Annotated in this window: 10 protein-coding genes; 6 read left to right on the forward strand and 4 right to left on the reverse strand. The window is 45.5% G+C overall.

From position 1 onward, the window contains the following. The first annotated feature begins 244 nt into the window (after nt 1–244). From GGU45_RS07420 to GGU45_RS07445, 6 genes are all read left to right on the forward strand, one after another. The gene (locus tag GGU45_RS07420; protein WP_435223429.1) at nt 245–3,142 is read left to right on the forward strand and encodes a triple tyrosine motif-containing protein; all 2,898 of its coding nucleotides are present in this window, start codon (nt 245–247) and stop codon (nt 3,140–3,142) included. A gap of 95 nt (nt 3,143–3,237) precedes the next feature. After that, on the forward strand, nt 3,238–3,681 hold the full coding sequence (locus tag GGU45_RS07425) for an IPExxxVDY family protein (RefSeq protein WP_231005670.1): 444 nt from the start codon (nt 3,238–3,240) through the stop codon (nt 3,679–3,681). A 10-nt stretch (nt 3,682–3,691) separates the two neighbouring features. Beyond that, the gene (locus GGU45_RS07430; protein ID WP_435223432.1) at nt 3,692–3,922 is read left to right on the forward strand and encodes a 4a-hydroxytetrahydrobiopterin dehydratase; all 231 of its coding nucleotides are present in this window, start codon (nt 3,692–3,694) and stop codon (nt 3,920–3,922) included. A gap of 323 nt (nt 3,923–4,245) precedes the next feature. Then, complete coding sequence (atpA, locus tag GGU45_RS07435; RefSeq protein WP_435223433.1) at nt 4,246–5,826, forward strand: F0F1 ATP synthase subunit alpha; 1,581 nt, start codon at nt 4,246–4,248, stop codon at nt 5,824–5,826. 180 nt (nt 5,827–6,006) lie between these two features. Continuing rightward, the gene (locus GGU45_RS07440) at nt 6,007–6,720 is read left to right on the forward strand and encodes a LytR/AlgR family response regulator transcription factor (RefSeq protein WP_435223435.1); all 714 of its coding nucleotides are present in this window, start codon (nt 6,007–6,009) and stop codon (nt 6,718–6,720) included. Nucleotides 6,721–6,816: 96 nt separating this feature from the next. After that, a complete protein-coding gene (locus tag GGU45_RS07445) occupies nt 6,817–7,188 on the forward strand; it encodes a hypothetical protein (protein WP_435223437.1) in 372 nt (123 codons plus the stop codon). 186 nt (nt 7,189–7,374) lie between these two features. Here the strand turns inward: GGU45_RS07445 and mtgA are convergent, their stop codons facing one another. From mtgA to GGU45_RS07465, 4 genes are all read right to left on the reverse strand, one after another. After that, entirely contained in the window at nt 7,375–8,064 is a 690-nt protein-coding gene (gene mtgA / locus GGU45_RS07450) for a monofunctional biosynthetic peptidoglycan transglycosylase (RefSeq protein WP_435223951.1), read from the reverse strand. A gap of 127 nt (nt 8,065–8,191) precedes the next feature. After that, complete coding sequence (locus GGU45_RS07455; protein WP_435223439.1) at nt 8,192–8,812, reverse strand: LysE family translocator; 621 nt, start codon at nt 8,810–8,812, stop codon at nt 8,192–8,194. A gap of 39 nt (nt 8,813–8,851) precedes the next feature. Beyond that, nucleotides 8,852–10,381 carry a GH3 family acyl-acid amido synthetase gene (locus GGU45_RS07460; RefSeq protein WP_435223441.1) on the reverse strand — a complete coding sequence of 510 codons (1,530 nt, stop codon included), beginning with the start codon at nt 10,379–10,381 and terminating at the stop codon, nt 8,852–8,854. Between the two features lie 209 nt (nt 10,382–10,590). After that, nucleotides 10,591–11,733 carry a glycosyltransferase family 2 protein gene (locus tag GGU45_RS07465; protein WP_435223443.1) on the reverse strand — a complete coding sequence of 381 codons (1,143 nt, stop codon included), beginning with the start codon at nt 11,731–11,733 and terminating at the stop codon, nt 10,591–10,593. Nucleotides 11,734–11,737: the final 4 nt, after the last annotated feature.

Consider the following 11,737-nt stretch of genomic DNA (forward strand, 5'->3'; position numbering starts at 1 on the left):
ATCATTTTCTGAAACATACATGAAGCGTACGCGTTTTGTTTTCAATTGCTGGCAAAAGCTCCCCGCAGGCAATAATAATGCGCTTACAAAAATGCAATAGAAAGGGCTGTTTATAAAATCCGCTGGCCCTACATCTACACTACATACGGAAAAAACATTATTGATTATCAATTGTTTAAATCCCCACAAAAGCAGTTGTAGAAAAAGAACGATCTTTAACGATTAAAAACAAGACCTTGAACTTTTGAAAAAATTATCAGCTTGCTTTTTTGTACTTTTTCCCTTGCTTGTGGCTGCTCAAAACATTATCGGGTTGCCCAATACCGTCAATTTTTCTCATAAATCAATAGGCGCGGGTGCACAAACCTGGCAGGCAGCACAGGACCGTTTCGGAACCCTTTATTTTGCCAATAACTCGGGGCTGCTGTCCTACAATGGCAAGGAATGGAAACTATATAAGCTTCCTAATAAAACCATTGTCAGGTCCTTATTGATTGCCGCTGATGATAAAATATATATAGGAGGGCAGGGGGAGTTTGGTTATTTCTTTCCGGATCAGGCCGGCAATCTGGTATATCATTCATTAGTTGAGCAGATCAGGCCGGAAGACCGCTTATTTGGAGATATATGGAAGATCGTATTGTTTGAGAACTGCATTTTTTTCAGAACATATAATAAAATATACCGGCTGGATCTCAGAAACAACAAGGTAACCGTTTTTTCCACCCCCCATCAGTCCAGGTGGGATTTCCTGGAGGCCGGCCACGGATTGCTGTATGCGAAAAACGATGAGAACGGGCTGGTAGTGTTCAGGGATCAGCAATGGCAGCCGCTCAACGGGAATGATCTGAAAAAATCGGTCATTACCTCCATGCTGACATTTGGCCGGGATTCACTGCTGGTGGTTACACTACGCGAGGGTATTTTTTTGCTCCGGGATAACCGGCTGACACCCCTGCCGGTGAACCCGCTGGTTAAAAAAGCCCAGATATATACCGCCTGTAAAATAGATGAAGCATCGTATGCCGTGGGTACGGTTTCGGGGGGCGTTTTTTTCCTGGACCGGTCCGGGGCCCTGTTGCGCCATTTTTCAGTTAACAACGGCCTTCAGAACAATAATGTGCTAGCGCTGTTTAAGGACCGGCGATCGGCGCTTTGGGTGGGGCTGGATGAGGGGATTGACCTGATCAATTATGATGCCCCGCTCCAGTTGATCAGTCCTGATGCAAAAGTTCCCGTTGCGGCCTATACCGCTGCCGTGCATGAAGGCAATTTATATATCGGAACTTCTGATGGGGCCTATTTCACAAAGCTTTCCGTTCCGGAGTTGGCCGATCAAAGCTTTTCACAAAATGAGTTTCAAAGACTCGGCCCTACGGCCGGGCAGGTATGGAGCATCAGTACGCCGGCAAACCAGGTATTGATTGGTATGAATGACGGGGCTTTTATGGTAAAAAACGGCCGGGCGCAATTGCTGAACAATGGGATCGGGGGTACCTGGCTTTACCGTACGATACCGGGACAGCAAAAAGTGGTTGCGGGCACCTATGCCGGCATAGAGCTGTTTATACCGAAAAATGGGGGGCTTCGTCGTGATCTTTCCTTTAAGACCACTCTTAAACAATCGCTCCGGTTTATTGAAACGGATTCCCTGCATCATACGATCTGGGCTTCACATCCGTACCGGGGTATCTACCGCATCCGGATGGATGCCGGTTATGAGCGGGAAATGGCAGTGGATCAGCTAACCACACGTGAAGGGCTGCCCAGCAACAATAATAACTTTGTTTTTAAAATAGACGGGAATATTGTTTTTGCCACGGAGCAGGGAATTTATGAATGGGATGATTCCGGTAACCGGTTCCGGCGATCAGCCCGGTATCAGCCTGTTTTTGGATCACTTTCCATAAAATTTATGACCCAGGATGCTGCCGGCAGGATCTGGTTTGCTACCGAAAAAAGAATGGGTGTGGCAGTGCACAACAAGGTGCACTATTTTTCAGAGCTGGATGGGCAACTGATTGCCGGTTTTGAGAATATATACCCGTTTAACGACAGGAATATTTTTATTAACTCTTATAAAGGGATCCTGCACCTTAATTATGAACAATACCTGCGGGAACAACCCGGTATAGCTGTTCTGCTCAGCAAAGTACAAACGATCGGACAAAATGATTCGGTTCTTTTTAATGGCTATTTTATGTTAAAAGGAAGACCGGCTGCCCGGCAGGATACAGAGCAGTTTTTAAAACTGCTCCCCCGCTACCGCTCTGTTCATTTTGAATTTGCTGCGGATGATTATGCCTATGCCGATAAGACCCAGTACAGCTACCAGCTAAAGGGGTTTGATGAAACCGCCTCTCTCTGGTCGTCAAAAACAGATAAGGATTATACCAATCTGCCATACGGGCGCTACACCTTTGAGGTAAGAGCAATGGACCACAGGGGCCGCATCAGCGCACCGGTGGCGTATACCTTTGAAATACTTCCGCGCTGGTACCAGACCTGGCTGGCCTATAGCAGCTACCTGTTACTGCTGTTACTACTGTTTTTCCTGGTGCATAAGATCTACCAGCGCCGCCTCCGGAAACAGCAGCAGGTGTATGAGTATGAGCAGGAGCAGCTCCGGTATATTCATGAGCTGGAGCGGGACCGCAGCGATAAGCAGATCATACAGCTTCAGAAAGAGCGGCTGGAGACCGAAGTGATGTATAAGAACAAAGAGCTGGCCACCACTACCATGCACTTATATAAAAGAGGCCGGTTGCTGGGCAAGATAAAAGAGGAGGTTTCTGACGGCATCAAGAAGATCAGTAACCATGAAGAAAAAAAAGGCTTTAACAAGCTGCTGAAGCTGATCATGGAAGAAGAAAAAAAAGAAAGCGACTGGAACCAGTTTTCCATTCATTTTGACCAGGTACACAATAACTTTCTTCATAAGATAAAAGCGGCCTATCCGTTGCTGACGCCCAGCGATATGAAGATCTGCGCCTATGTAAAAATGAACCTTTCCTCAAAAGAAATTGCACAGCTGCTGAATATTACGTTAAAAGGAGTGGAAATAGCCCGGTACCGGCTGCGCAAGAAATTTGGCCTGCCCCAGGAAGTGCCGCTCTCCGGCTTTATACAGGAGTTTTCGTAAACGAACATGCAGCCGGCGCATTATTTGCTACCTTTACGGCGTCATTTCGGCAAGAGACTACTTTGTTGTGCTCTTACCGGAAAAACCGATCATTCATGGCCACCGTAAAATTATCTTTAAATACCGAGCAGATCACCGAAGAGTTTTTTGAAGACACAAAACTCCTGGGGATCGTAACAACGGTAAAGGATTATAAGTTTTGCTGGAACCTGAACAATTTACTGGAGCTGGATTTCCGGATCAACCATGATATTGAGATAAAACTCAAGCGGAAACGGCGGCTCTACTTTTTTTCGGTATATGAATACCGCGATCCTAATAGCTCGTTATGTCATTATTTATATAATAACCTATATGATGGGGAGTTTTTGCTGCCGGAATTTAAACACCTCGATTTTCTGTGGCTGATGAAGAACGACACCGTAACCGATGAGTACCTGGAACAGGTAAAAGCCTGGTTGCGGGAGATCCCCGGGGTGCAGTTGATTACTGAGCTCACCAACGAAAAAATAAAGAACAAGGATTATCTGATCTTTTAAAACATTTGTTATGTGGACAGAAAACGACAACAAACTCTACCGGAAGTTCTCCTTTAAGGACTTTAGTGAGGCCTTTGGCTTTATGACCCGCGTGGCGATGGCCGCCGAAAAAATGGATCATCATCCAAGCTGGACCAACACGTATAATGTGGTGGAAGTCTGGCTTTCGACCCATGATGCCGGAGATGTGGTCACTGAAAAAGACCATAAACTGGCAAAAAAGATTGATAATTGTCTTTAAGCTTTAATTTGAGAAAGCTCTTTGTTAGCCACGGCAGCTGTTTGCGGGAATATTTATTACTTTACATTTCCTGCAGCCTTTTTGAAAGAACGGTCTTTTATAGCAGATCGATTCACTTTTTTATCCCCTGACCAGTATAAAACCCGGTTTTCTCATAGCCAGAAAGCGATAAGATGCCCCCGGCTCCCGGAATCATCGTGCCCGGGCGAAAATTTTCGCCTCCTTATTTTTTGTTAGGAATGTGGTAATACACTACTTTTGCAGCCTGAAAACGGGCGTTAGGCCGCGTTTGTATACAACAATCGTATTAAATATCAGTATTTATGCCGGAAATAAAACCAGACGAAATAAGTGCCATCCTTCGGGAGCAGCTGAGCAACTTTAATGCCCAGGCAGATTTAGAGGAAATTGGCACCGTACTACAGGTGGGTGATGGTATTGCCCGTGTTTATGGCCTTGGAAATGTAAGGTATGGTGAACTTGTTGAGTTTGAAGACGGTGTACGCGCCATTGCCCTTAACCTGGAAGAAGACAATGTGGGTGTGGTATTGATGGGTGAAGGCAAGGATATTAAGGAAGGATCCAAAGTGCGCCGCACCAATCAGATCGCCTCTATTAAAGTAGGTGAGGGCATGACCGGCCGTGTGGTAAACACACTGGGACAGCCGATCGATGGTAAGGGCCCTCTTTCCGGAGAGCTTTATGAAATGCCGCTGGAGCGGAAAGCCCCGGGGGTTATTTTCCGGGAGCCGGTAAAGGAACCGCTGCAAACCGGTATTAAAGCCATTGATGCCATGATTCCCATTGGCCGTGGCCAGCGGGAGTTGATCATCGGCGACCGCCAGACCGGCAAAACCGCGATTGCCATTGACACCATCATCAACCAGAAAGAATTTTTCAAAGCAGGCAAACCTGTATATTGTATTTATGTAGCCATCGGGCAAAAAGCATCCACTATTGCTGGTGTTATGAAAACACTGGAAGATAACGGCGCCATGGAATATACCACTATCGTGGCCGCTTCTGCTTCTGACCCGGCTCCGCTGCAGTTCTACGCTCCGTTTGCAGGTGCCGCCATTGGCGAATACTTCCGTGACACTGGTCGCCCGGCGCTGATCATTTATGATGATCTGTCCAAGCAGGCCGTAGCTTACCGCGAAGTATCCCTGCTGCTGCGCCGCCCTCCTGGCCGTGAAGCTTACCCTGGTGACGTATTTTACCTGCACAGCCGCCTGCTGGAAAGAGCTGCGAAAGTGATCAATAATGATGAGATCGTAAAGAACATGAACGATCTGCCGGACTCCATCAAGCACCTGGTAAAGGGCGGTGGTTCTTTAACAGCACTCCCGATCATCGAAACACAGGCGGGTGACGTATCGGCCTATATCCCCACAAACGTGATCTCCATCACCGATGGCCAGATCTTCCTCGAATCATCCCTGTTCCTCTCCGGCATCCGTCCGGCTATCAACGTGGGTATTTCGGTAAGCCGTGTGGGTGGTAACGCACAGATCAAATCCATGAAAAAAGTAGCCGGTACCCTTAAGCTGGATCAGGCATTGTACCGCGAGCTGGAAGCCTTCTCAAAATTCGGTGGCGACCTGGATGCTGCTACCAAAAATGTAATTGACAAAGGTGCGCGGAACGTAGAAATCCTGAAGCAGCCGCAGTACTCTCCATATTCCGTTGAAAAACAGGTAGCTATTATTTACCTGGGAACCAATGGTCTTATAAAGGAGGTGCCGGTAAATAGAGTAAAAGAATTTGAAGAACATTTCCTGCTGGAAATGGAAAATAAATATCCCGAAATTTTGGCGGAGTTTAAAAAAGGAAACCTGCCGGAAGAAGGGCTGAAGAGCATGGTGGACCTGGCAAACAGCATTATCCCCCAGTTCAAAAAATAAGATCAGCATTAAGGAACTACTTTCTGGGCCATCCAAACGGATGGCCCTTTTTAATGGGCTAAAACCGTATTGATCCTGGCAGATTCGCCCATTTATGACCTGCCTCTTCCTGAATTTAACCCGAATCAATTTTTCAAATGACAAATTTTTCGTATCTTTAGGCTACCTTAGACTACATAAATGAACATAAATGGCCCTCTTATATGCTTATTAGTTGACGATAACAAGGTAGCGCGGGTCCTATTGAAGAAGATTCTTTTAAATGTAAATAGTATAAACGTTATTGGCGAATGTGAGAGTGCATTGGAAGCCAAGCACTTTTTGGAGACCAACCATGTTGATATTATGTTTCTGGATGTTGAAATGCCGGAAATGAGCGGACTGGATCTGTTAAAGTTGTTGCCTAACCGGCCGCACACCATTTTAACAACCGCAAAAGAAGAATACGCAGTAGAAGCATTTGAGTTAAATGTGCTGGACTATCTGGTAAAGCCGTTTACACTTACCCGGGTACTGGCTGCTGTAGACAGGGTGCTGGAACTGATCCGGTTTAAGCAGTCGCAACAGCCCGAAGCCATAACACCCAAACATCTTTTTATAAAAGAAAACAAGGTGATCCGTAAAATAAATGTAGACGATATTTTATGGATGGAGGCAAAAGGAGATTATGTGCAGTTTAACCTGCCGGATAAGATGTATATGGTGCATGGCAGCCTCAAGACGATTGAAGACAAGTTTTCGCCCGATAAGTTTGTAAGAGTACACCGGAGTTATGTGATTGCGATTGACAAAGTGGAGTATATTGAAAACCGGCTTGTGTATATAAAGAATCAACCAATACCCGTTTCAGAAAGCTATAAGGATGCACTGCTGGCAAAGCTGCACCTTTTGTAAAGATCCCGATGCAGACAACGCTTTTTACACCTGTTTGCAAACACGCCCAAAGAACCCGTAACCATAATAAAAGAGATTGACAAAATGCCCCTGATCATGACAGAACCCGTTTTGGAGAATGCGGAACCCTCCTATAATAATCTTACTTATCTAAAAGAATTGCTGGGCAATGATGCCAGTGCCATAAATGATATTCTAAGAGAAATAAAACTGCAGTGGAAGGAAGATCAACTTCATTTAGGACAGGCGCTGGCGTTGGAAGATCTGTCTGAGGTAAAACGGTTATTACATCGCATTAAATCTACATTTTCTCCTTTAGGCCCTGGTCATGTGCTATACCTGGAGGTTGTTAATAAGGGAGAAGCCTTTTTGGAAAAAGAGGAAAACTTCGATGGCGCTGCTGACTATTGGCAAAATTTCATTGGCGATATTGAGCAAATGGTAGGCGATTTGCCCCTTCATATTTAGGCAGGAGCTGCCGTTTACTAAACAAGGTGTAAAAAAAGGATTACAAAAAATGTTATGCACCCATCCCAACTTTAACGTTCATCCCGGTTGAATGAAGTACAGCCTCAAACCGTACCTTTTTTCGTCAATTATCCGCCTTCAGCGGGATTCGTGCAATCGATCAAACCAAAAGCCTTCCCGTCCAAATTATTGAATGAGTTTTTGTATATCCCGGTCGGGCTTTAGAAAGTTCATTTGCTGTACGATTTCCCTGGCCCGTTTTGCCACTTCGGGGGCCATGGGTTTTATCTTACGTTTCAGGGGGTTGGGCAATACAGCGGCAATAGCAGCGGCTTCAAAAGCGGTCAGCGATTTGGCTGGTTTATTAAAATAGGTTTGTGCCGCCTGCTCAATTCCAAAAATACCACTGCCCATTTCTGCAACATTCAGGTATACTTCAAGGATCCTTTTTTTGCCCCAGACGTTTTCGATCATAAAGGTAAAATATACTTCAAGGCTTTTTCTTATCCAGCCACGGCCCTGCCACAAAAACACATTTTTAGCTGTTTGCTGGCTAATGGTGCTGGCTCCGCGGATCCTTCCGGGTTTTCGCTGGTTGTATTCAATCGCTTTTTGTATCTGCTTCCAATCGAAACCATTATGATCCGGAAACAGCTGGTCCTCCGATGCAATTACCGCCAGGCGGGCGTTTTCAGAAACGGAGGCCGCCGGCCTGTTTTGCTGATGAAACCCGCGGCCATGCAGCAGGCTGCCAATTTGCGTAAAAGTAATGGGCGGGTTCACCCATTTCAGCAATACCACATACACCAGCTGGCCCACAAACAGTATAACAAATATTCTCCTGCCCCATTTCCATATGCCTTTCAGAACCTTCATCTTATTCAAACAGATCCATTATTATATAAAAATAACAGATTATTCTTTACTTTTTATATACGGGGAAGAGATCATTCCGATAACAGATCAGAATCGTAAAGGAATTAAGGAAATTTTAAGAATCGTTTTATATGGCCAGCCTTATGATCAATGCAATACCAAAGCTGATCAGCACAAAACCGTTGACGCGGTTCATCAGATGAATATTACGGGGCGTAAGCCGGGTCCGGATCTTGTTGGCCAGCATTACCTTAACAATATCGGTGGCCAAAACGATGGCCAGCGCCGTTACAAAAATAACAATACGCTCATTGATGGTATGAGTGATAACGGAGGAAGACGCGGTGAGCCAAACAAGAAAAATACCGGGATTGAGGGTATTTAGGAAAAACCCCGAAAGAAACAGCTGCAGATAATCCCGTTTCCGGAATACCGGCGGCGTCCTTTTGATACGGTCCCGGATGCGGATCTTTTTAAAAAAAGCGTAGTAAATACCCAGTACAATAAGAAAGGTACTTCCTATAATACTGATGGCCACTTTTTGGGAACTGAGACTGATAAAAAACTGCGAAAAGAAATTACTGATGAAAGCAAGGGTGGTATCGCTGGCCGAAACGCCCAACACAAATGCCAGCCCTCCCCGGTGACCTACATTGATGCTGTGCTTGATGACTGAAAAGAACACGGGCCCTACTGCAAGACAGAGGATCAAACCCATGGATGCTCCTTTAATAAAGGCTTCAATCATAATTGGATAACAAGATAGCCGAAGTTTTTAAAAAGGGCACTAAATCTGCCCGGTTTTTAAAAAATTTTCCCAGTCTAAAAGCATCCGCCCCTTCATTACCCGTGGAAATTTGTGCTGGCTACCTAATTTTCCTTTTAGCTCCATAAATTTCATAAAAGTTTCGGGAGGTAATACTTCAATAAATACTTCTTTAAGAGCACTGGTGCGCTCCGTTGCATAGTCATCATTGATTTCCCGGAGCTTATTATCGATGAAGGCAATCAGCTCACCGGGGTTTACCGGGTCGCTGGTGGCCACATACCATCGATGTGCAAAGTAGTCCTTATGGGGTAAACCGATAACGGTATATTCCTGGATGCTGATATTGAAATGATCGTTGGCATCCTGTATGGCCCGGTTCATATTCTCTACGCTCAGATGTTCGCCCACCAGGCTTAAAAAATGCTTGGTGCGGCCGGTAATGATCACCTCTGCCTTGTCTATATCAAGGAATTTAATGGTATCTCCAATCAGGTAACGCCAGCTGCCGGCATTAGTACTCATCAAAAGGGCGTATTCTTTTCCAACCTCCACCTCATCAATCAGTTTTGCTTCTGGTTGATCAATCATGGTACCTTCCGCATCAAAATTGCAATTGTCGAAGGGGACAAATTCAAAAAAAATATTATTGTCCGTCACCAGCTGAATACCCCGGTCTTCCTTCATTTTATATCCGATGAAACCTTCGCTGGAGAGGTAGTTTTCCACATAAACGATGGGTTTACCAAGAAGCTTGTCAAAAGATTTTTTATAAGGTTCAAACGCGACTCCTCCATGAACAAAAATGCCAAAATTTGGCCAAATTTCATGAATATTGGCCAAATTGTAACGTTCAATAACCATTTCCATACACATCTGACACCAGGCCGGCACTCCTACAATGTAACCGATATCCCATTTATGTGCATTATCAACGATCTCATTTAATTTCTGGTTCCAGTCGGCGATAGCAGCAATCCGGCCTCCGGGTTTATAAAAGGTTTGAAACCAAAAGGGGCGCTTTTTTGCCAGGATGCCGCTCAGATCGCCGGCAAACCAGCCCGCTTCTCCCCGTTGAAGGTTGGTAGCACCGCCGATAATCAGGAAGTCTTTTGTAAGGGATTTTTTGTTGGCCTGTTTGTAACCAAAAACGCTGATCAGTTGTTTGATGTAATTGATCGTATTGCTTTTCAAAAGGTCGTTGGTAACGGGAATATATTTGCTGGCGGCCTCCGAGGTGCCCGAACTCAATGCATAATATTTGATTTTGCCCGGCCAGGTAATGTCGGACTTGCCCTCCAGGGTTTTAACCCACCAGCGGTCATAGATCTTGTTATAATCATATACCGGAACCAGCTCCTGGAAGCTTTTATCTATATTTTTGGAAAGCAGGATCTCGTCAAACCGGTATTCCTGACCAAATTCTGTAAATCTTGCCTTTTTTAATAATTTTTTTAATACTTTCTGTTGCTGTGTTTTTGCATTACGCTTGGGAAGCCGCAGTGCACTGGCAATCGATCGCGGTAATTTAATATCTATTATTGATGCCATATTCTACTAACTACTGTAACCTGCAAAGATACGCATTTGCCGGCCTGCAAGGTAACAATAAAACCAATAGTAACCGTACGGTTGTTAGCGACGCTATTGGGGCTGTTTCAGGTTTAATGTTCAAAGTTCAACATCCGATGCAGGATCTCCGGGCCCAGAATTAATCGGCTGATTGCTGAAGGCTAAATGCTGAACGCTGAATGTTAACTTCAGCTTCCTGAAATGATGCTGTTGCCGCTGAAGAAATATAAACAGGAATGCCGGCTTTGACCAACAATGCGGATCAGTTCGACAAAGCGGAGGTCCTGCTCGCAGATATATATGGGAACGGAGGAATGTTCCCTAAGAACCTTTATCAGCTGCGTGTCCCCGGGAGCAAGGAGGGTAAAGGAGTTGTTTTCCGCTGCCGGCAATAAAGGGATAAGGGCGTTTGCCGATGCCGGGGTGCCAATGATGATCCCTGAACTTTCCGGCCGGGTTGTTTTTTGCTGCCGGGCCCGGAGCAGGTCCGCAATATATTTGAAGGGGGCGTGTACTCCAATGCCGGTATGCACCAGCAGGCGGAACCCCAGCTTTTTAAATCCCGTATAATGCTTTTTTACGAAGATGCTCATGGCTCCATAAAAGTTCCGGATATAGGCCAGGCTTTTTTTGGAAGTGCTTTCGCCTTTAAAATGAATAATGGACGGGGACGACAGGTAGTAGTTTTTATAGCCGGTTTTATAAACCCGGTAACTAAGGTCTATATCCTCTCCATACATAAAAAAAGCTTCATCAAACCCCCCTGTTTTTTCCAGCACCCCCCGGGAAATCAGCATAAAGGCGCCTGCAAGCGCTTCGGTAAACTGGTCCTTTTGGGCATTCAGGTGTCCCATATAATACCGGTTAAAAAAACGGGAGCGTGGAAAAAGCCGGTTGATACCGGATAGTTTGAAAAAGGCGGCCGAAAAGGAGGGAAAACCCCGCATGGATTCCTTCAGAAAAATACCCTGCCCGTTGATCATGCGGATGCCCAATGCGCCCACTTCTTTATGCCGTTCAAAAACCTGCAGGCATTGGGAAAAGCAATCCTCCGGAACCAGTGTATCCGGGTTCAGAAACAAAACAAACCGGCCGGTGGACTGGTGTAACCCCTGATTGCAGGCCCTGCCAAAGCCGGTATTTTCCTTGTTGGCAATAAATAATACCCGTGGAAACAGGGGCTGCAGGTACTCCAGGCTGCCATCGGTAGAGCAATTGTCGACCACAATCAATTCTGTTGCTATATTCCTGGCAGCCCGTTGTGCGGATAACAGGCAGTGCTCCGCAAAATATTTAACGTTATAGTTGACTATGATGATGGACAGGGTCATTTTT

The sequence above is a fragment of the Niabella hirudinis genome, assembly GCF_051201075.1.
In the GTDB taxonomy this organism is placed as follows: domain Bacteria; phylum Bacteroidota; class Bacteroidia; order Chitinophagales; family Chitinophagaceae; genus Niabella; species Niabella hirudinis.